The sequence below is a fragment of the Alkaliphilus peptidifermentans DSM 18978 genome, from assembly GCF_900101495.1.
Classification (GTDB): domain Bacteria; phylum Bacillota; class Clostridia; order Peptostreptococcales; family Natronincolaceae; genus Alkaliphilus_C; species Alkaliphilus_C peptidifermentans.
On sequence record NZ_FMUS01000022.1, the window covers coordinates 46,688 to 68,231 of the forward strand.

At 35.0% G+C, this 21,544-nt stretch carries 23 protein-coding genes and 1 tRNA gene; 5 read left to right on the forward strand and 19 right to left on the reverse strand.

Going from position 1 to position 21,544, the window contains the following annotated elements; genetic code table 11:
- Window positions 1-41 precede the first annotated feature (41 nt).
- The 17 genes from BLP68_RS14990 to BLP68_RS15070 all read right to left on the reverse strand — a co-directional run bounded on the left by BLP68_RS14990 (window position 42) and on the right by BLP68_RS15070 (window position 12,397).
- Window positions 42-839, reverse strand: a complete 798-nt coding sequence (locus BLP68_RS14990; protein ID WP_091545400.1) for a hypothetical protein — start codon at window positions 837-839, stop codon at window positions 42-44.
- The gene (locus BLP68_RS22155; protein ID WP_091545401.1) at window positions 839-1,531 is read right to left on the reverse strand and encodes a hypothetical protein; all 693 of its coding nucleotides are present in this window, start codon (window positions 1,529-1,531) and stop codon (window positions 839-841) included. Before BLP68_RS22155 ends, BLP68_RS14990 begins: the two co-directional genes overlap by 1 nt.
- A gap of 1 nt (window position 1,532) precedes the next feature.
- On the reverse strand, window positions 1,533-1,820 hold the full coding sequence (locus BLP68_RS15000; protein ID WP_091545403.1) for a ketopantoate hydroxymethyltransferase: 288 nt from the start codon (window positions 1,818-1,820) through the stop codon (window positions 1,533-1,535).
- The gene (locus tag BLP68_RS15005; RefSeq protein ID WP_330389188.1) at window positions 1,817-2,392 is read right to left on the reverse strand and encodes a putative phage tail protein; all 576 of its coding nucleotides are present in this window, start codon (window positions 2,390-2,392) and stop codon (window positions 1,817-1,819) included. Before BLP68_RS15005 ends, BLP68_RS15000 begins: the two co-directional genes overlap by 4 nt.
- Window positions 2,385-3,464 (reverse strand): baseplate J/gp47 family protein, encoded by a 1,080-nt coding sequence (locus BLP68_RS15010; protein ID WP_330389189.1) that lies wholly within the window; start codon window positions 3,462-3,464, stop codon window positions 2,385-2,387. The genes BLP68_RS15005 and BLP68_RS15010 overlap by 8 nt, the downstream gene beginning before the upstream one ends.
- Window positions 3,465-3,860 carry a DUF2634 domain-containing protein gene (locus BLP68_RS15015; protein WP_091545406.1) on the reverse strand — a complete coding sequence of 132 codons (396 nt, stop codon included), beginning with the start codon at window positions 3,858-3,860 and terminating at the stop codon, window positions 3,465-3,467.
- Window positions 3,857-4,195 (reverse strand): DUF2577 domain-containing protein, encoded by a 339-nt coding sequence (locus BLP68_RS15020; RefSeq protein WP_091545408.1) that lies wholly within the window; start codon window positions 4,193-4,195, stop codon window positions 3,857-3,859. The genes BLP68_RS15015 and BLP68_RS15020 overlap by 4 nt, the downstream gene beginning before the upstream one ends.
- Window positions 4,196-5,167 carry an XkdQ/YqbQ family protein gene (locus tag BLP68_RS15025; protein ID WP_091545410.1) on the reverse strand — a complete coding sequence of 324 codons (972 nt, stop codon included), beginning with the start codon at window positions 5,165-5,167 and terminating at the stop codon, window positions 4,196-4,198.
- Complete coding sequence (locus BLP68_RS15030; protein ID WP_091545411.1) at window positions 5,168-5,845, reverse strand: LysM peptidoglycan-binding domain-containing protein; 678 nt, start codon at window positions 5,843-5,845, stop codon at window positions 5,168-5,170. It lies immediately after the preceding gene.
- 363 nt (window positions 5,846-6,208) lie between these two features.
- Window positions 6,209-8,191 carry a phage tail tape measure protein gene (locus BLP68_RS15035; protein WP_091545413.1) on the reverse strand — a complete coding sequence of 661 codons (1,983 nt, stop codon included), beginning with the start codon at window positions 8,189-8,191 and terminating at the stop codon, window positions 6,209-6,211.
- Between the two features lie 270 nt (window positions 8,192-8,461).
- Entirely contained in the window at window positions 8,462-8,884 is a 423-nt protein-coding gene (locus BLP68_RS15040; RefSeq protein WP_091545415.1) for a phage tail assembly chaperone, read from the reverse strand.
- 13 nt (window positions 8,885-8,897) lie between these two features.
- Window positions 8,898-9,362, reverse strand: coding sequence for a phage tail tube protein (locus BLP68_RS15045; protein ID WP_091545416.1), 465 nt, complete (start codon window positions 9,360-9,362; stop codon window positions 8,898-8,900).
- A gap of 11 nt (window positions 9,363-9,373) precedes the next feature.
- A complete protein-coding gene (locus tag BLP68_RS15050; protein ID WP_091545418.1) occupies window positions 9,374-10,690 on the reverse strand; it encodes a phage tail sheath family protein in 1,317 nt (438 codons plus the stop codon).
- Window positions 10,691-10,870 (reverse strand): hypothetical protein, encoded by a 180-nt coding sequence (locus tag BLP68_RS15055; RefSeq protein WP_091545420.1) that lies wholly within the window; start codon window positions 10,868-10,870, stop codon window positions 10,691-10,693.
- Entirely contained in the window at window positions 10,870-11,349 is a 480-nt protein-coding gene (locus BLP68_RS15060; RefSeq protein ID WP_091545421.1) for a phage tail terminator family protein, read from the reverse strand. Before BLP68_RS15060 ends, BLP68_RS15055 begins: the two co-directional genes overlap by 1 nt.
- Before the next feature lie 24 nt (window positions 11,350-11,373).
- Window positions 11,374-11,733, reverse strand: a complete 360-nt coding sequence (locus BLP68_RS15065) for a hypothetical protein (protein ID WP_091545423.1) — start codon at window positions 11,731-11,733, stop codon at window positions 11,374-11,376.
- 130 nt (window positions 11,734-11,863) lie between these two features.
- Complete coding sequence (locus BLP68_RS15070; RefSeq protein ID WP_091545424.1) at window positions 11,864-12,397, reverse strand: hypothetical protein; 534 nt, start codon at window positions 12,395-12,397, stop codon at window positions 11,864-11,866.
- 344 nt (window positions 12,398-12,741) lie between these two features.
- On the opposite strand from BLP68_RS15070, the gene lexA reads away from it, so the two are divergent.
- On the forward strand, window positions 12,742-13,779 hold the full coding sequence (lexA, locus tag BLP68_RS15075) for a transcriptional repressor LexA (RefSeq protein WP_091545425.1): 1,038 nt from the start codon (window positions 12,742-12,744) through the stop codon (window positions 13,777-13,779).
- Window positions 13,780-13,966: 187 nt separating this feature from the next.
- Here lexA and BLP68_RS15080 read toward each other — a convergent pair.
- A tRNA-Thr gene (locus BLP68_RS15080) sits at window positions 13,967-14,043 on the reverse strand.
- A gap of 378 nt (window positions 14,044-14,421) precedes the next feature.
- Here BLP68_RS15080 and nifV point away from each other — a divergent pair.
- Genes nifV through BLP68_RS15095 form a run of 3 tightly spaced genes read left to right on the forward strand, consistent with a single transcriptional unit; the run spans window position 14,422 to window position 18,520 of the window.
- Window positions 14,422-15,567 carry a homocitrate synthase gene (gene nifV, locus BLP68_RS15085; RefSeq protein WP_091545426.1) on the forward strand — a complete coding sequence of 382 codons (1,146 nt, stop codon included), beginning with the start codon at window positions 14,422-14,424 and terminating at the stop codon, window positions 15,565-15,567.
- A gap of 12 nt (window positions 15,568-15,579) precedes the next feature.
- Complete coding sequence (locus BLP68_RS15090; RefSeq protein ID WP_091545428.1) at window positions 15,580-17,517, forward strand: aconitate hydratase; 1,938 nt, start codon at window positions 15,580-15,582, stop codon at window positions 17,515-17,517.
- Window positions 17,510-18,520, forward strand: coding sequence for an isocitrate dehydrogenase (NAD(+)) (locus tag BLP68_RS15095; RefSeq protein WP_091545429.1), 1,011 nt, complete (start codon window positions 17,510-17,512; stop codon window positions 18,518-18,520). Before BLP68_RS15090 ends, BLP68_RS15095 begins: the two co-directional genes overlap by 8 nt.
- Before the next feature lie 218 nt (window positions 18,521-18,738).
- Here the strand turns inward: BLP68_RS15095 and BLP68_RS15100 are convergent, their stop codons facing one another.
- Window positions 18,739-19,980: an HlyC/CorC family transporter gene (locus BLP68_RS15100; RefSeq protein WP_091545431.1), complete on the reverse strand. Its 1,242-nt coding sequence runs from the start codon at window positions 19,978-19,980 to the stop codon at window positions 18,739-18,741.
- 244 nt (window positions 19,981-20,224) lie between these two features.
- On the opposite strand from BLP68_RS15100, the gene BLP68_RS15105 reads away from it, so the two are divergent.
- Window positions 20,225-21,502 (forward strand): homoserine dehydrogenase, encoded by a 1,278-nt coding sequence (locus tag BLP68_RS15105; protein ID WP_091545433.1) that lies wholly within the window; start codon window positions 20,225-20,227, stop codon window positions 21,500-21,502.
- Window positions 21,503-21,544 lie beyond the last annotated feature (42 nt).

Below are 21,544 nucleotides of genomic sequence, written 5' to 3' on the forward strand. Positions count from 1 at the left end.
TTCCCTGTGTGAATTTATCACCCCTCATCACTGGCACCGCCTTAATAAAAGTCATAGTATATATTTATATTTCTGCAATAAGAAGTATTTTCAGAGTGAGAGTTACCTCCAGCCATGTGTAAATAAATAGGTGTTATATATGGCACGCGTAATATTTGCGTAATGGTGACGTAGTCAACTGAACGGCTACTCACAAAGACACCCGACGGATGATTAGGATATGTGTTTATGCTTCCTATATCGTCCGTCCAACCGTGTGTTGAAATTGCAAATCCAAACAATGGACTAAAGTGCATCAAGACAGAATTAGAAGAATTATTTGTTTTCATATCCCACGTTACCTTTAGCTCACCTACACCAAGCGGTACAAATTTAGCTACTAGTATATATTTAGAAGAATTACCTGTTACAGACCTCTCTGGCGCGAAACTATGCCTTAGTGTATTTGAGGGTACTACCATTCGAGCAACATTTAAATTATCAACGCTTGCTTGACTTGCCCTACTTGATATAGTAGTATCAATCCTGCTCGAATGGGTACTTGTCGCCCCCCAACTGGCCTGTCTGGAGGATATAGTTGTGTCTATTCTATCCCTATGAGTTGTTGTTGCTCCCCAGTTGGCTTGTCTTGAAGATATAGTATTGTCAATACTGTCTACCTTTGACATTCTTGTACTACTCATATTTGCTGTCAAATATTCATAGATTTGTCTTAATCTTGCAAATAGTGTTGTATTTCCTCCAACATCTGTATTAGTACCTACTTTTGTATTTATGCTTCCTATATCATTTTTTACTGCCTCTACTTGTTGTTTATTTGGTAATGTTACTTGTGGCATTACCCAGTCACCTCCTCATAGTTAAAAACTGCATAACCATCTAGCGTTGACCATCCATATTTATAGACAGTTCCATTATCAACAAATCTATGTGGCATAGTTTCTGCCTTATGCGCAACAAAATCATCATTAACATCCCCAATAGCCTGTGTATTACTATCCAAAGCATCTGTTAAGCCTATTACTCGATTTTGTGGCATGGAATCAACAGCTATTACCTTACCGCTTACTGAGCCAGCTTCTCCTATGGGAATGTTTTTCCATATTTCAATTGTTACTTTTGAAACGGTTTCTAATGGCTGATTTAATATAACCTTTCCTTTTTCTAAAATATTTCCAGCTTCATTTCTTACAGCATCTACAACCATAAAAAAATCACTGTCTCTGGGAACAGTGTTTATGTATAATTTTACTGTATCGGTTTTTTTATCAAAGGTTTCTAGTGGAATTTCTATATCTGTTGTACCGATGGCAATATTGCTGAGCTTATATTCATAGACGTTTAATTTGGGAATTCCTGTTTCTGTTACCAATGTGATTTGTTGATCTGTATAATTCTTGGCATTTTCCTCTGCTCGGTCTGCCTTTGCCTGTGCTGCTGCTGGGGTTTCCTTTTCGTTAAGCTCCTGCCCCATCTGGTTCATATCTGCCTCGGTGACAATGTCATTGAATTTCCAATCTGTTCTGGCCATCCTATATCCCCTCCTTTACTTGAATGGTTTGAATCATCATGGTGTCGGCATGAATTGGAACATATACAGTATTATCACTTATGCCATTGTTGCTGCTGTCTTTAAGCTCTATACTATTTATTGCTGCAACAGAGCCATTCGGTACTATATAATTTAAGGTCACTATGTTGTCGCTTGCAGATTTAACTAAAAAATCGGTTATTTCGTATTCTCCTTTATTTAAGACTACTTTAGAAATATTGGAATCAACAAATTCGGCAACATTATTAAGAAATTTTGATGTAATCATTTTATAACCACCTCCTGCTGTAGTTCTGCAAAGGGGGCTGCCCCTAATGGCCAGATTCCCAATATTGTTTGTCTATCTAATTCCCTCTTGGAAATATGCTCATCTAAGGTAATTGTGTTCTCTATGGCTGTCTGCTGCTGATAGATCATATTAGCCGGCTTAATTGCATATATGGTTCTTTCTACTTCTTTAAATATACTGGCATCATATATTGCTGCTGTAACTGTTAAAATAAAGCTGTCCACCTCTGCTATTGCCCGTCCATTCCCTACAAGGAAGTCTAAACGCTGTTGCAGGTATGCTTTTGTAAAGGGGGGCTTTGTGGAGTATCTATTTATTATCCTTTTCCTTCTAAAATCAAGGGTTTCTGTATTGGGGTCTGCCTGTATGCCAAGGATTTTTTCCCTTCGTTTAACAGCCTCTACACTGGAGGTTAAAACAAATTTATCATTAAAATATTCCTCTTTAGCAGCCTGTATAACCTCCAGCTCTTTATTCTCAGTATTTGCCAGTTCAACAAAGTCTAATATCTTTAAAAAGAATTCGGGCCAGTATTTTTCTATCCTATTCATCAACTGTCACCCTTCCTAACCTTGGTATTTCCTCTGCTCCTAAAATAATATTAGATGCTGTGTCATTTAGCAGGGTATTATTAACATCTTCTACTCCAGCTACAGATAGTATTCTAGCATCTATTTGGGCTGTTCTAACCACCAATTGTATTTGGTTTTGCCAGTCCTGTCTAAGCTCCAATAAATATGCTTCTATAGCTGCTTCTATATTTTCTTGCAGCTGACCTATGGTTAAGCCCGCCTGGGGGGTTATTCTTGTTGAAATGTCTATGGTTGTAGCAGTTACTCCGGTGATGGTCATTTTATGGCCTATGGGAGCAAAGCCCAACCCCTTGCCACTATTTGGTATAGGATCAATAATATTCTGTACTTCTTCTATTAATGTATTGGATGGCTCATTATAATCTGCAGCTATAATTGTAGCCTTTACTGTACCTCCCCCCTGCCATACAGGGAATACCTTCAGTCCACCAACTCCATCAATGGAATTTATTTTCTGCTTGTAATCTGAAACATTACCACCAAAGGAGGGTTCATTTACTATTTCATAGTATCGCTGTCTTAGGGCTTTATCCTGTTCCTCATCCTCACCAGCCACCAATACATCCCTCAATTCAGCTCTTTCCAGACCTGAAATAAAATTTATTGGAAGTATTTGTCCAAACTGTTGATTACCCACCACACCAGCTGTTTCACACTCAAGTATATAAGCTCCTGCAGAAATTTCACCAACCACTACATATGTCAGGCTGCCTATGCTATATCTGCTGCCGATTGGTACATTTAGTGGGCTGTTGGAGCTATGGTAAAATTCTCCTTTTCTCCTTGCCTTGGTTGCTGGCTTTCTATTAACTCCTAATTCTGCCGCTATTCTTGTTAGGTACTCACCGGTGGCAGTATCTGCAAAGGAGAGGTTATATTCAATATCAAGTTGGGCATACATTTGTGCCAGCTCTGCTGCAGCAGGAGCTAAAGCTGCATAAATAACAGAGCCCTCTCGCTTATCTATATTGGTTGGTAATCTATTTAGCATTCGCTGCAGTATGACTTCATAGCTGTGTACATTTTTCAATTATCTCACCTCCTGTGTAAACTTAAAATCCCCATAGTTGGTAATCACTGTAAAGGCTGCTGTCATACCATCTTTGTTCATTATAATGTTCATATTTTCTATTCCTTGAATTCTGTCATCCTGCTTTAATGCAGCCTTAATAATTCTGGTTATTTCTGACTTAACATACAAAGGATTTTTTCCCATCAGAGACCTAAGCTCATGGCCGTAATTAAAGCTATAGATTATATATTTAAATCTCTCGGTTTGAAGAATCATAAATACTGCCTGCTTGATGGCCTCCAGTTCATCAAGCATCCCTGTTATTCTTCCCTTGGTAAAATCAAGCCTCCATGTGTAGGAAGGCTCTTCTATCTCCTGTACTGATGTATTGGATATTCCTCCTTTTGGGATCATATTGCTGCCTCCTTATCCAATATTAAGTATTTTTGTCCACCCTGAAGGCGAAGAAGAATTACCTTATCCCCTTCCTTTAGGCCTGATCTAACAATGATTTTATTCAGTGCTGCAGCTGTAGAGCCATTGGAACATTGATGGGTATGGGCTAAGTCTATTTCATATCCTGTTAAGGATTCTGGCATAACTATAAATTCTGAGGTTAGGGTAAACCTTTGATCTACATTGACTTTAATAGGATTTGTGGATACCACAGTTCCATAAAATATACCTACTGGATTTGTTGAATCCACCGCCTGCATCCCTGCTGTTTTAATTACATTTAACAGGTTCATCTATGTCACCACCTTTAAATCTAAGCTCATGGTATGATCTGCACCATTGAAGCTGTGGGTACATTCATCTATAATAAATGGCTGGTTAATCCCATATTCCTTAATAATGATTGGAATATAGGCACCAGCCCTTACTCTTATATCTCCTAAAGCTTTTATCTTCAATGTTTTTGACTCTCTATTCTTTAATGTAATCAGCGTATCCAGCTGTTGATTTATTTGTGCTGTATTCATATTTTCTTCAACTGACTGGTACAATTGCAAAATTCCCCATTTGTCAATATTATTGCTGTCCTGTGCCATATATATTTCACGTCTGCCGGTGGCTTCATTATCTTTATATAGCTTTATTTTATTGTAGGTATCTGTATCAATAGAGGTTTTATTGCTGTAGTCTATCATTAGGCTATCGTCACCGATATAAAAATCCAATAAAAGGTCCTCTGAATTCCTTAATGACAAAGCTCCAAAATCGTCAAAAAGAAAAAAGTTCTTATTTGAATTTATTAAGGTAAGGGTTAAGGCCTTACAAATAATATCTAGAAGAACCTTACCATCCTCCACCATTGTAGGTATCCGATAGGCTGTATCATCTATCTTACCTAATTCTAAGGTGAAATCCTCTGCTATTCTTCTAACCACAGCAGAAGCAGTTACATCGTTGAATACATAGGTATCCTTTGCCATTAAGTATCGTATTTGATCATAGCAGGTGACACTAACTGTTTCGTCTTTTCCTTCGTCAATTGTGAATATATATCCATAAAATATATTAGCACTCCCCATCTTTACCTTAACCACATCACCGTTATTGTATTGAAAGGCAGGGTCTTGATAGAGACAATTCTTGATTAGTGTAAAATCCAAGCTCCCTGCTTTTCCAATGGAGCTGGTTTTCCAGGAAATATTTGAAACGATATTGGTTATATCCCACATGTTACCGTTTTTATTATCAATAGTAATCTCAACCAATTAATTCACCTCCGGAAGCTTTAAAACCTTACCTATGGACAACCGTTTTACTTCTGAATCAGTTATATTATTTAACCTTTGAAGCTCCTTCCACCTACCTCCATCACCAAGGATTTTCTTTGCTACAGACCATAGAGTGTCACCTGCAATCATTGTATATGTTTTAGGAGCTTCCCGGTCATCCTTTCTTACAGGGGGCTCCTTTTTTACTGTAACATCATTATTATCTGAAGTTGATGGAACTACTACAACTTTTTTAGGAGAATGGAAAATATATTTTTTTAATTTAATGCTATATTCAATATCTCCACCACCGCCGGCCTCCTCCTTCCAGTTGAAGTCTTCAATACTGACGGCTTCATTAATATCAAAGCTATCACCAGTAAAAATAAAGCGGATGGGCTTTTTAGTCTTCATCCACTTTGTTATATAATCAATATATCCTTCAGGCTTTAATAGCAGATTTGTTGCAATAAAAGGATATTCTTGTGCAGGGAATATACTTTTAAAGGAATACTCCGTCAGTTTTATGTCCTTAATAACATTTATCTCCCCTAAGCCTGCCACATCATAGGTTGTCCCCTTACCCCCATCGCTTATTTCTATTGAGCTGGGGTTAATGGGAATTTGAAAACCCTCCTGCTGGTTGTTGTAGCTAAGCCATATACCATAAGACATTTCATCCCTCCTTGCATGTTGATAGAATCCCATTTTCCATTTTCAATTTTCCATTTTCAATTCTTAATTTTTGTTTGTTTTTTCATTCACCATTCAACATTCAACATTTAAGAATACATATGTAGCTAGTTAATTTGCCATAAAACTCTAAATTGTGCTAATGAAGTTTTATACCAAATCCCTAGCAAAGTGACTGACTCAAATCAAAGATTTGGTCATCTACTTTTCTCAACTCTTAATTCTTAATTTTTATTTGTTTTTTCATTCAACATTCAACATTCAATATTTCTCTTCTTTTTCTTTCAATTTTCCATTTTCAATTCTCAATTTTCAATTTTCAATTTCTATTTTATTTCTCCATTCCTATCCCCCATAAACTCCTTCAGCTGATGCAGCTATTTCATTTTCTAGGGCATCTGTTATTCTGGCTACTATAGTATCTATACTAAAGCCCCCCTCTGTTATATCTCCTGTTTGAACTGATACTGTAGGAGTAAGGGATACAAAGTTTTGTATATTTTTCATTTCTGCTAATTCACGCATTGTTTTTAAATCCTCATTGGATATATCAACTAAATTTTTTATTTTACCTACTTCATTAACTGTGTTTATGCTTTCTATGTCAAATACTTCTTTACCCATACTCATGCCTAATATATCTGGTTTTTCGGGCATCTTAAATTTGTCTGTTATGCTGGAAATACCATTCATTAATCCTTCACCAGCACTTTGCCCTAAAGCATAGCCTTTTTTTGCTGTTTCACTTATATTTTTAAATTCCATTCTTTTAATACTGATTACATCTTTATCACTTGTTGGCTTCGTTAGCGACTCCATCATTGAGTCTATTCCACTGGTTAAATCCTTTTCAATACCAGGAATTTTATTTATAAGCTTCTCAATACCTTGTATAATTGAATTAACAAATCCTAATACATTCATGGTTAAGTCATAGAATAGCTTTTTTACAGCATATACAGGATCAATAAATAGATTTCCAATAAATTCTGCAAAGCTTGCAAAATAATTCCATAGATAAGCCATATAATTATATATAGCAGCATATAGTCCACCGAATATACCACCAACAAATCCAATTACTTGATCTGCTGTAATGCCAAATTCTTTCAAGATACATATTAGCACTCCAATGGCTAAAAATATTAGCATAATTGGAATATGGGTAGTTGCCCAGGCAATCCCTGTTGATAATATAGCAGTTACCATTGCCCAAATTTTTGGTATTATAAATGCACCCAATAGTCCGCCAGCCGCCCAAACAATAGGCTCAATTAACCCCCAATTATCAACCACTGCTGCTCCTATCCAACTAATTCCATTTATTAATCCAATAACAGCATCTGTAACTAAACTAAATCCACCAACTAATACCAGCAATAACCCCTGTATCTGAGGTAAATGGGTTTTAACTGTATTCATAAGTCGCAGCATTTCTGGAATTAACCCAAAGCCTATAACCTTTTTAACATCTCCCCATGAATTCTTAAATTGTGCAAGCTGTCCTTCTGGTGTGTTTGCCATAGCCCTGGCAACTCCATTTAGGTTACCCTCCAGCATTTCCACAACCATAGCTGCCCTTTGGGCCTCGGTACCAGTTTTTAATATACGCTGTTCTGCTTCACTTAAGGCATCTATGTTAATTCCTGCTGCTGACAGTGCCTGTGTATCACCTAACATTGCTTTCCCCATTATATCTGCCGTCTGCATTATTTCCTCTTGACTGACATTTGCACCGTAGGTTGCTGCAGCAAGGTTATACATGGATTCCGTCATCATCTTTACATTGTTAGGGTCATGTACATATTCTGCCAGCTTTGCCATACCGGTAATTCCCACATCATCAGCTATTGTAGTTCCATTGCTTAACTGAGCAGCATATTCCTTCAAGGAATCTATACTTTGCTTATCTACTCCTCTTTTATTTTCCATTATTGATTGAAGCCTTATTTCTGACTTTAGCTGTTGATTGGCAGCCTTAACAGAATCACCCATAAATTGCTTTATTTGATTTAGGTTTAAATATTCACCTGCCAGCTTTTTAAAGCTTTTAATAATAGTACCTGCTGTTTTATTACCCTTATTTAGTTGGTTATTAAGCTTACTTTGTCCAGCAGCTGCATTCTGTGCTGAAGCCTGTAAATTGACATTGGTGGTGGCTAAATTATTTTGGGCTATTGATAGGGTATTTGTATTATGAACATTGTTCTGAACCATGCTGTTATACTGATTCATTGAAACAAGGGTTACATTTATAGTTCTATTGAAATTTATCATTGGGTTTATAAGAGTATTAAAGTTTTGCAAAGATTTTGCTATAATATTCATATTTGCCTCCCTTCCTGAAAAACCCATAGGAGAATTTATTCTAAAATTATTGGAGAAATTGCATAATTAGTTTCAAAATTATGCAATTTCCTTAAATAAAGAATTACTTCCTTCGTGACTTTCTTTTCCTTTCTTCTGAAACTCGAATATCTATTAGGGCAATTATTGCAGCCTTCTGCTGAATTGAGTATTCAGCAAATTCCCACGGCTTTATATTGTTTTCGTGGAAGGCGTAATAAGCATAATTCCACTCACTATCGCCTTCCTTTATTAGTTTTTTACCTCATCCACAATTTCATTAATGTCAACATTAAATCCATTTGTCTTTTGAATTTTTTCCACAAGTGAGGAATATTCTCCAGCTAAGAGCATTTTCTTGATTAATTCATCTGAACCAATTACCCCATAGGATTTTTGAAGTTGTGCATCCTTTAGGTTTGGAAAAACAACACTGGCTACTATAAGCTTAGATAAATATTCCTCTGGGCTGGTTTCAGGAACTTTAATTCCATTCTTCCCCTTTGTTAGCTTCGTGGCAGATTTTCTTATGGTCTCATTCTCAGCTTCTGTTATGGCCTTAATTTTCCACGAAACAGCCTTACCTTCTTTGTTCTTAAATCTTTCTGACACCACAAATTCTTCTACTATATCACTCTCAACATTCTGTGCGAAAAATAATTGTAAATCATTCACATTATTTTCCTCCTTATCCTCTTGGACTATTGAAGCTATCTAAAATATCAAAACCATCAAAGGTGAAGGAAATCTCTTCATCCAATTGGTCTTCAGAGGTTGCATCAAATTTAGCTGCTACAACCCCATCAATATTACAGTTTTTTAGGAGAATGGTTTGCTTTCCTGCACTGGAGGCAGGATCTTCATTCACCACCTGTAAATCAAAGTAAAAGTCTCTTCCATGCTTAACATACTCCAGCATTAATTGACGGAATAGTGAAGTTATATAATAGATGGTTAAAGTACCTGTTCCACTCCATCCGGCAGCCTTCTTACCTACATTTGTTTTTCCCAGTACAGGAACATCAGATTTACTTTTTTCAATACTGGATTCCAATGACTTGGCATAGAATAATTCTTCTACATTATCATTTAGTATTACAAAGGCTTTGGCATATTTTCCACTTATGGCATCCTGTTCATTCATATATTTCATTTTAGCTCCTCCTATCTCACTCGAATTTTAAAGTACAATTTTTCAATACTGTCTACTGGTTGAATATGTGTCTCTATATATACAGCTTCTGCTTCGTTACCCTCTTCAACTGATATATCTGTTTGAGAGTTAAAATTCTGTATAGCTTCAATATTTTCCAGTAGCTCAAGGTAATTAATGCATTCACCCTTTAAAAGGTTTCTCCCATCTTCATTGTTACTAATTTTACCAATATAAAAGTCACTGAATATACGTTCAAAATCGTTATTTATACTGTCCAATACTCTAATTACTCTATTCTTTTTAAATTCTCTTCCCTTTTTTGTTGTAAAGGATGTAAGGGTATTAATATCCTGTTCCACCACAGCCCTTCCATTACTGGAGACAAAAACAAACTCACCTGCCTGTAAAGCAGCAATGATTTGACCATTGCTATACCTTGGAGATGCATCTACAGCATCATCATAGGCTGTATAGGTTAGAGATTGATTTACATTAGCCCCTGCTGTTGCTGCCGCCACCCATGCTGTACATTCTACAGGTGTTAAGATTGAGCCATCGGCTAAAACCACTCCATTTTTAACGCTGATTATTCCCTCGTAATCGGCAATAGGATAGTTTTCTAAAACCACCTGTATTCTTCTGCCTTCATCTTCCCTTAATCTCTTACAGAAGGAAGCAAATACCCCTTTAAGTGAACTGTCGGTAGTTGCTACAGCCATAGTATTAAAGCTATAGCTTTCTATTGCAGTCAAATAATCCAGATAGTTTTCATTTGTAGTTACTCCATCTGACCCGCCTGTCAGGGGCGTACCTGCAGTTTCTACCAATTCTCCATTGCCGCTGAATATTACCCAGTCATTAGAAGCTATATTGTTGATATCAGTAACCGTTTGTGAATCAACAGCCTCGCCGGAAAGAAAGGTGGTAACATTATATTTTGAATTATCATCTATATCCTGTGAAACAGTGATTGTAATATCATTTCCTCTTAGGCCGCTATATTTTGCAGTAATACTCAAATCTCCCACTGTGGCAGAGGCAGCTGTACCTGCATTTAATCTATATAGCAGTAATGTTTTTGCTCTTTTTAATGCCTCCCTGATTAAAATAAGCTTTGGTGATGTCATGGGATAGCCAAGCTTTATAGATGTATTCTCCCCAGCTTCAATCGTTATAACTTCATTTGCCGGCCCCCAGGATAAAGCCATGGGTATGGTAACAATACCCCTGTCACCGATGGTGCCCATTGCCCTTCCTTCACTTTCAAAATTAACATATACACCTGGTCGTACCTTGTTTTGAGTAGTCCATGTTCCTCCTGTCATTTATTTAGCCTCCTGTCTTATAAATTTTTCTATCATACTTGTTACTTCTTCAATAGTGTATTTTTTCTCTTCCCTTAATAGAGAATTGATTAAATCCTTTTGGATTTGTGTAAATTTCATGGATTTCATTATTTCAGACTTGGAATATTCCTTATACTGATTTTTCTCTTGCTTTTCCATTATCCTTTTATTCCTCCCTTTTCCTCTAAAATCCCCATCTTTGTAGTTGCCTCCTGCTGCCTATAGACAAAGAAGCTGTATTCAACAAAAAAATTCAAGGCCCCTTCTATAATTTCATGCTTCATTCCAACGCCCCTTAGTTTTCTTCCGTCTATTTCTATATGCTCCGTTATGTTATATAGCTCCTCTGCCACATTGTTCATAGCTCTATTATTCTTGTCTGGGGTGTGGTAATAAATAACGAAGGAATATACTCGACGGTATCTTCCATTAAGCTCCTTTATCTCATTTCCCTTCAGCATTTTTACATAAAAATAAGGAGGGTTAGCTCCTTCTATTACTTCTTCATCAAATACTTCATTATTGGGAAACTGACTATTTAATACAGCCATAATTCCATCACAAAGGCTATTATATGATCCTGACGTAACCCTACACCTCCCTTCATTATCCTTCAAGAATTGCAGTAAAACCTCCATCCCTCCCCTTCGCAAAATTAAATTTTATATTTTTCTTAGAATGTATATCTTCAATCCTTGATCTAAATCTACTAAGGCTATTTTATTCACTGTCTTATACAACAATTTCTTATGTCTTACATTACTGCCTATCCTTAGATAATGATAGGTAAATAGCTGCATATCCTCTAATAAAAAGAAGTCGTCGTTTTTACTAATTATCTCATCTGAGATACCTTCAATTGTTCCTTCTAGTTGTATCCATTCATCATTTCTTTGTAGCCATAGGTCCTTATTGTAGATTAAGGGATATCTGACACATGATGAAAAAATACAATGATATCTTAATCCCGTCCAACTTCCCCATACACACTGAGAGCATTTATCTCCTTCCTTGTTCTTCATGTCATCACTCCTCGTATTCAAAAAGCCACCAGTAATTTAACTGGTGGCCCTTGGAAACTTTTCCTCAATATCATACTAACATGGTTGATATGTGCCTAGAAGGACATCTTTCGGTCAAGATTCGGACAGGTTATTCTAACGCATCTGCTCCAAACAATAGTATTTGCAACTCATTTATCAATCTATTTCGATGTCTCCTAATGGTTCTGTCACTAATATGGAATTTATCTTCTATCTCTTGATTTAAAAGTCTGTCAAAATATTTAGCAGGTATAATATAGTAATATGAATCACTTTTTAAGCCTTCTAAAGCTCTTTCTATTCTATCTACCAATCTCTTTGTTCTATCCTTAGTTATTATGTACCCCTCCAACACCTCTACATGCAGTTCTTCGCCACTCACCCCACCACCACCAGTATAATAAACAATTGACTTGGATTTTTCTTGTAATCCATGCTCCTGAATGTATTGTATATCTTGCTCTTTTTGTTCTAAAGCCTTTAATAATCCTGGATAACTATACAGAAGCTTCTCAGTCTTTTGAAAGAAGGATTGGTTATCATTCTTTATTAATTTTGATTTTTCTAATTCCCGAACAGTTTCTGCAGCAGCCTTTCGAATAATTGTTTCTATATTATCATTTGTTTGTTTTTTGGCCCCCATTTTATACCTCCTAAATTTCTTATATATTATTGTACTTTTGTCAAAGCTTTAGCTAAATTATTATATTTTGTCACTTTAAGTTGTATTTTGTTTTAAAATAATCCCGATTATTTTCTAATACTTTAACTACCAGAAAATCCACCCCCTCTGTAATTAAATATTACAACTAATCGTGATAATAAGCAATTGTTGTTACTGGTTATTTCTTGAATTTTAGTATATATTTTCTTTTTAATTCTTTATTAATCTAATTATTTCTCTATTTATCACTATATGTTGTATTGCCATATATGTTATTATTGTTTATAATATTACTAATAGTGATATTATAGTGAGGTGTAATTATGATAGGTAGGAGAATAAAAGAATTAAGGGGTAATTGTAACATTACACAGGAAGAGCTAAGTAAGATTATAGGAGTTAGTACTTCCATGGTGGGAATGTATGAAACTGAAGCTCGTAACCCAAGTTATGAAGTGTTATTGCGAATTGCAGAATATTTTAAAGTTTCCACTGACTACATTCTCGGAAAAACAAATTTCAAATTTTATGAGGATGAGGAAATAAAAAATGTTGAGATGCTTATTGATTCAATTGCAAATAGTAAAAGTGACGATATAAAAATATTATCAAAGGATATACTTGAGCTCCTGCATTTAACCACTTATGATTCAATATCTGGTAATCGAGTTAAAGAATTGACCTTCATAAAAAAGTTATATTACATAATTTATAAGCTTCAAAATACTTTAAGTAATAATGCATATAAAAGATTCACAAGTAAAAATAATGTTAGACTGCTAAGTCAAGATGAAATTAATAACATTACCAGTGATTTAAAGAATAAATTTAACAATCTATCGGATAAAATTACAGATTACTATTTTGATGAAGAGACATGGCGACAGGACCTAAACATAGACATTGATAGTTTCTTTTGCTTGAATTCTGAATACGAAAATTTTTTATTAAAACCAGTCACTGGTAAAATAGTAAAAGTGCCTGTTTTAGGTAGAATACCAGCTGGTAATCCTATTGATGCAGAAGAAAACATTATTGATTATGTTGAAATACCAGAAAGTGAAATTTCCAATGGAAGCTATTTTTATCTTCAGGTTACAGGAGATAGTATGATAGGCAGTGGTATTATGGATGGATATAGGGTTTTGGTAAAAAAGCAACCCGATGTAGAAAATGGAGAAATCGCTGTTATTAGAGTAAATAGTACTGAAGCAACCTTAAAACGTGTGAAAAAAATAGATGGTCAGGTTATACTTTATCCTGATAATCCAAAATATGATCCAATTTTTATAAACAATAGTGATGCTGAAATCATTGGAAAAGTTGTAAAAGTTGAATTTGATCCTAATAAAAAATATTAAATTTTTCAAAAGAATGCCCATACCCTACGTAAGCAAGGTGGGCATGATAAAAAGCTCACTTCTTTCACAGAAGTGAGCTTTTTATATAAGTCCGAGAATCAATTATATGTTAATTATTACAATTTTCTATATTAAAAAACCCACCCTCCGAAACCTTTCAAAAAGTGAGCTTTAATTAGTATTTTAATGGAGCTGATGAGCGGACTCGAACCGCCGAACCTCTTCCTTACCAAGGAAGTGCTCTACCTGCTGAGCTACATCAGCATATATTGTAACTGCTTGGCTAATTTTGTGACACTAAGAAATTATATATTATTTTTTAGTTAATGTAAAGGTATTTTAAGAAAAAAATATTATCAATATTTGTAAATATATTTTTAATTATTATTTTATATATTTAACCTATATTATATTCAGTTTAGAACCAAATTATTCCTATTTCTATCAATATTAATTTATTTAAACTTGTATACTTCATTTTAATGCTATTATATAGTCTTTTTCTATTGTTTTTATTAATTTAATGCAATTTTAATTATTTAATATTGCATTTTTTTGATATTTGCCATTGACTCATTTAGTTATTGCATATATAATATTAAACAATAACAAACTATAGTTCATTTGAAAGGAGTATTTTATATGGAGAAGGAAATTAAAATTCTAGACACCACCCTAAGGGATGGAGAACAAACTGCAGGTGTTGTTTTTGCCAATGAAGAGAAAATACTAATAGCAAGGATGTTGGATGATATAGGGATTGACCAAATAGAAGCTGGCATACCAGTAATGGGAGAAAATGAAAAGGACGTAATAAAAAAGATTGTTAAGAGTAATTTGAAGGCAAGTATTATGGGTTGGAATAGAGCTGTAATTAAGGACATTCAAGAATCCATTGACTGTGGTGTTGATGCTGTAGCCATCTCTATTTCTACTTCAGATATTCACATTAAGCATAAGTTGAATACTACTCGAGAAAGAATACTAGAACAGATGGTCAAGGCTACTGAGTATGCCAAAACCAACGGATTATATGTTTCTGTAAACGCAGAGGACGCCTCTCGAAGTGACGAAGAATTTCTACTGAAATTTGTGAAATTAGCTAAAGAAGCAGGTGCCAACCGCATCAGATTTTGTGATACAGTCGGAATTTTAAACCCTATTACTACTTATGAAAAAATAAAGCTAATAAAAGATACAGTAGATATTGATATTGAAATGCATACCCATGATGACTTAGGTATGGCAACTGCTAACGCTATTGCTGGAGCAATGGCTGGCGCCACCTACCTTGGAGCTACAATAAATGGTCTTGGTGAAAGAGCTGGTAATGCAGCTTTAGAAGAAGTGGTTTTAGCCGTTAAGACATCCATGGGTATTGATATGGGCTACAAAATCGATAAAATGCAAGATTTGTGTCGTTATGTTGCAAAAGCATCAGATAGAATGATACCTTCATGGAAATCTATAGTGGGAGAAAATATTTTTCACCACGAGTCTGGAATTCATGCCGATGGAATGATAAAAAATCCCCTCACCTACGAAATTTTTGATCCTACCGAGTTGGGGTTAGAAAGAAAAATTGTAATCGGTAAGCATTCTGGAACTGCCGCTATAAAGAATAAACTTGCTCTATTTAATATACAATTAGATAATCTTATATCCTATCATTTACTAGAAAAGGTTAGAAATACATCCATTGCTATAAAAAGAGCCCTTACAGACATGGAATTATTAAATCTTTACCACGAAACTTTATCCGAAATTAACGTTCCTAAGGAAGCATAAGAGGTGATTAAATTGAAAAAAAGCTTAACATATAAAATTTTGCAAAAACATTTATTATCAGGTGAATTAAAAGAAGGCTGTGAAATTGGAATTAAGATAGATCAAACATTGACACAAGATTCAACAGGAACAATGGTTTATTTACAGCTGGAGGCAATGGGTATTTCAAAATTGAAAACAGATTTATCAGTAGCTTATATTGATCACAATACTCTTCAAACTGGTTTTGAAAATGCAGATGATCACGAATTCATAAAAAGCGTTGCTGAAAAATATGGTATTGTTTATTCTAAGCCTGGTAACGGCATATGCCATCAGCTGCATCTGGAGAACTTTGCAAAGCCAGGAAATACCTTGTTGGGCTCTGATAGTCATACCCCTACATGTGGTGGAATTGGTATGCTATCCATCGGTACAGGAGGCTTAGATGTTGCTATAGCCATGGCCAGTGGAGAATATTATCTAAAAACACCTAAGGTTTTAAATATCCATCTGGAAGGACATCTAAAGCCTTGGGTTTCTGCAAAAGATGTAATTCTTTATATTCTTAAACAACTAAGTGTTAAGGGAGGTGTTGGCAAAGTAATAGAATATACTGGAACGGGAATTAAATCCCTTTCTGTTACTGATAGAGGAACTATTGCCAACATGGGTGCAGAGTTAGGGGCTACCTCCTCTATATTCCCCAGTGATGAGATAACCTATGAATATCTAAAGTCTCAAGGCAGAGAAAATGATTGGTTACCTCTGCATGCAGATAACAATGCAACATATGACGAAGTAATCAATATTGACTTATGTAAAATTCTACCTATGGCGGCAAAACCCCATAGTCCAGATAACGTAGATAGCATTAGAAATTTAACTGGTATAAAAGTTGATCAGGTGCTGATTGGTAGTTGCACCAACTCTTCTTATAAGGATTTGATGAAGGCAGCTTCTATCTTAAAGGATAAACAGGTCCATCCTGATGTAAGTCTTGGTATTTCTCCTGGCTCCAGCAACATATTAAAAATGCTGGCCGATAATGGTGCTTTAGGAGATTTAATTGCTGCTGGAGCAAGAATTTTAGAATGTAGCTGTGGTCCCTGTATTGGTATGGGTCAATCTCCTCAAACGAATGGTGTGTCATTAAGAACCTTTAATCGTAATTTTTGTGGAAGAAGCGGAACAAATAGTGCAGATGTATACTTGGTTAGTCCTGAAACCGCTGCTATTTCAGCTGTTAGTGGCTTTATTAATACTCCAGAAAATGTTGGCGAAGCCGTTGATATTCAAGAACCACAAGCATACTTTAAGGGTAATAGCTATTTCATTTTACCAAGCAATAAAAGCAGTATTATAAAGATGGGTCCAAACATTAAACCCTTCCCAATTAATACTCCTATAAAAAGTTTAGTTGAAGGTAAGCTAATATTAAAAGCAGGAAATAACATTACAACAGATGACATAATGCCTTCCAATGCAAAGCTCTTGCCCTATCGCTCAAACATTCCTTATTTGTCTCAATTTTGTTTTAACACTATTGATGCAGATTTTTGGAATAGATGTGTGGAAAATGAAGGTGGCTTTGTCATTGGAGGTGAAAACTATGGTCAAGGCTCCAGTAGAGAGCACGCTGCACTTGTTCCTTTGCATCTGGGAATAAAGGCTATTATATCCAAGTCATTTGCAAGAATTCATAAGGCTAATTTAATAAACAGTGGTATTCTTCCATTAGAGTTTGAAAATGAACAGGACTATGATCTATTACATGAAGGCGATGATTTAATTATTGATAATTTAATTCAATCCCTCAAAGAAAACACAAGTGTATTATTAAGAGATACTACTGCAGGTGTAGACATAAAATTAAAATTTACTGGCTCTGAAAGAGATGTAGCTATATTACTAATGGGTGGATATCTAAATTATACAAAAGCTAGTTTGGAGGGATTAAATAATGAATAGAATTACATTAGTACCTGGTGATGGGATTGGCCCAGAGGTATCATCTTCTGTAGTTAAAGTACTAAAGGCTGTTGATGCTGAAATAATTTGGGATGAAATTAACGGTGGAGAAACCGCCTTTAATAAAACCGGTAAATATATTCCTGATGAGCTTTTAGATAGCATAGCCACCAATCGCGTTGCATTTAAGGGTCCCATAACAACTCCTGTAGGCAAGGGATTTAAGAGTATTAATGTTACCCTACGACAAAAATATAATACCTATGCAAATGTTAGGCCCGTTAAGAGTATCCCTGGAGTTAAATCACCTTTTCATAATGTTGATTTGGTAATTATTCGAGAAAATACTGAGGATTTATACGCTGGTCTTGAACACATGATTACAGAGGGAGTAGCAGAATCAATTAAAGTTATAACTGAAAAGGCATCTACAAGAATTGCTGAATTCGCCTTTAAATATGCTGTAGCTAAAAAAAGAAAGAAGGTTACTGCTGTTCACAAGGCCAACATAATGAAGATCTCAGATGGATTATTTCTGGACTGCGTAAGAAAAGTTTCTTTAAAATATCCAGAAATTAGTTATGAAGAAGTTATTGTTGATAATATGTGTATGCAGCTGGTTATGTACCCCGAGAGATATGATGTTTTAGTGTTGCCAAATCTTTATGGTGATATTATATCTGATCTTGCAGCTGGCTTGGTGGGCGGCTTAGGATTAGTTCCCGGTGCAAATATCGGTGACGATATTGCTATATTTGAAGCAGTACATGGTAGTGCCCCTGATATAGCAGGTAAAAACCTTGCAAACCCCACTGCCTGCATCTTATCAGCCGCCATGATGCTGGACTATTTAGGAAATTCTAATGCCGCCAATAAAATTAGACAAGGAGTTTTTAAAGTTATTGAAACTGGTAAAAATACAACTTCAGATTTAGGAGGTAGCTCATCTACTTCAGAGATGACTGAAGCAATCTGCAAAGCTATAGAACAGTCTGAATTTTGATGACTTTGTCATCAACCTAGGGCCGACAGAGTCGTCGGCCCCTACATATTTTTGACCTATATCTACGTCTCTCCAATTCTTAATTCTTAATTCTCAATTTTCAATTCTTTATTCTTAGTTCTTAACTTTTTATTTTTGATTTGTTTATTTCATTCAACATTCAACATTCAACATTTTAATATTGTGTTTTGATTCTCAACTCTTAACTATGAATTTTTTCATTTTGTAATTCTAATACTTTTGACTCTATTTTTATCAACCATCTCCACTGTAAAGCGAATACCGTCAACTTCAATTACTTCTCCAACCTTTGGCAATCTACCAAGCTCTCCAATTATGAATCCTCCAATTGAATCAAATTCTTCAGTTTCAATATTTATCTTAAGAAGTTCATTTACTAAACTGATTTTCACAATACCATCAGCTATATATTCATTCTCATTTACTGCTTGTATTTCAATTTCATTTTCGTCGTATTCATCCTGTATTTCCCCCACTATTTCTTCTATCATATCCTCCATTGTAACAATTCCTGCGGTACCACCATATTCGTCTAAAACAACTGCAATATGAATACGGTTTTTCTTCATTTCCTTAAAAACCTCACTTATTTTTTTAAATTCAAAGGTATAGCTAGGCTTTCTCATATAATTTTTTATATGGAATCCCTCATGGTTTTCTACAAAGAATAAGTCCTTTACATATAGCATTCCTACTATATTGTCTATGCTTTCATCATAAACTGGATATCTAGAAAATTGCTCCTCTTTAAAATCGCCAATTATCTCTTCATAAGGTGTGTTTATATTAAAGGCCACTATGTCTGTTCGCTGAACCATAACATCTCGTATATTCATATCTCCAAACTCAAAAACATTATGAATCATTTGCTTCTCGTCAACCTCTAGTACTCCCTCTTCATGGCTTACATTGACCATTGTTTTTAATTCTTCTTCTGTAATAAATGGTCTATCTTTATCCAACTTTAATCCTAGCAAGCCAACTAATCCAGTAGTTATATATGTAAAAACTGTTACAACCGGCTTTAAAATAAATATAAGTAAAGACATTGGTTTTATTACCCTTAAGGATACACTTTCTGCCTTTTTAGCAGCATATGATTTTGGTGTTATTTCAGCAAATATTAAAACCAAAATTGTCATAATTGCAGTAGAAATTGCAACTCCTTTTCCTCCAAACCTTTCTACTGCCAATGATGTAGCCAAGGCTGATGCTCCAATATTAACAGCATTATTACCCACTAAAATTGTACTTAGCAGCTTTCCTGGCTTTTCCAGCAATCTATTGATTAACTCTGCTCCTTCCACTTCCTCCTCCAGCATATGTCTGACTCTAATCTTACTTATTGACATCAAGGCTGTTTCTGAGGCAGAAAAAAAACCTGATAGTATTAGTAATATCAGTAAAATTATACTTCTCCAGATAAAGCTATAACTCAAAAGTCTCACCCTACCTTCTGCCTGCTTTTACATTATTTCTTATATATAGTATAGCTTTAATTAACTAAATTATTAGATGGTTTTCTATTAACCATCTAACGCCTTATAAATCCTAAACCATTTTAGATTTTTTATAGAACAAAATTAATTATGTTTTTTCCATAAAAACACTTGTGTTTTACTGGCGTATTGTATACAATATGTTTTATAGTTTCTCTTAATTATTATATGGAGGTAGATAAAAATGAATAAAGTAAAAATCGGATTGATGGGCTTAGGTAATATTGGTAGAGGCGTATGGAAAATATTTGAGTTTAATAAGCTAGATATTGAAAAATCAACTGGCTATAGCTTTGAGATTTCTAAGGTTTTAGTTAAGGATTTAAAGAAACAAAGAGAATTAGATATACCTGTTCATCTGTTAACCACTGACCCACTTGATATATTAAATGATAAAGATATTGAAATTGTTGTGGAATTGATAGGTGGTATAGAACCAGCCAAGGATTATATCCTTAAAGCAATCCGAAATAAAAAGCATGTGGTTACAGCAAATAAAGCTGTTATAGCAAGTCATGGGAATGAGTTAATTGAAGCAGCTATTCAAGAGAAGGTTTACCTTCAATTTGAAGGAAGCGTTGCTGGAGGCATACCAATACTGGATAGTATAAAGGATAGTCTTACTGCTAATAAGATAGATGAAATTATGGGAATTGTTAATGGTACCACCAACTATATATTGTCCAAAATGACAAATGAATCAACTGATTTTTTTAGTGCATTGAAGGAAGCTCAAGGTAAAGGCTATGCAGAGGCCGATCCCACCTCTGATGTTGAAGGCTACGATGCATCTTATAAATTATCAATCCTATCATCATTGGCATTTGGAACACAACTTCCCGTAAGTGCTATATATCGTGAAGGTATAACGAAAATTACACCTATCGATATTGAATATGCTAGAGAGCTTGGCTATGTTATTAAGCTGTTGGCAATTGGAAAACAGAAAAAAGACTGTGTTGAGCTTAGGGTACATCCTACATTAATTCCCGTCTCACACCCTCTAGCTACTATACAAGATGCCTTTAATGGTATATTTATTAGAGGCAATGCTGTAGGCGATTTAATGTATTATGGAAAGGGAGCTGGCGATTTGCCAACTGGTAGTGCTGTAGTTGGTAATATCATTTCTATAATAAAGAAAAAACAATGCAGCTATATTCCTGATTTTAAAGTTAATAATGCAATTGAAATTCAATCAATGGATTCAACTATCTGTGAGTATTATGTGCGAATTATGGTTAAAGATATTCCTGGAGTCCTTGGACGAATTGCTACAGAATTTGGTAAAGGTAATGTGAGCTTGTCTTCTGTAATACAAAAGGGCGAGGGAGAGCCACAGGTTTCTCTTGTTTTTGTAACTCACTTAACTAATGAATTAAACGTCCAAAACTCGCTAATGGAAATTCTTAAAATAAATGAAGTAATAGAAATAGCAAATGTTATCAGAGTAGAAAAATAGTTATTTTTTTCCAAACGATTGAAGCCTTGTTGAATGGGTATG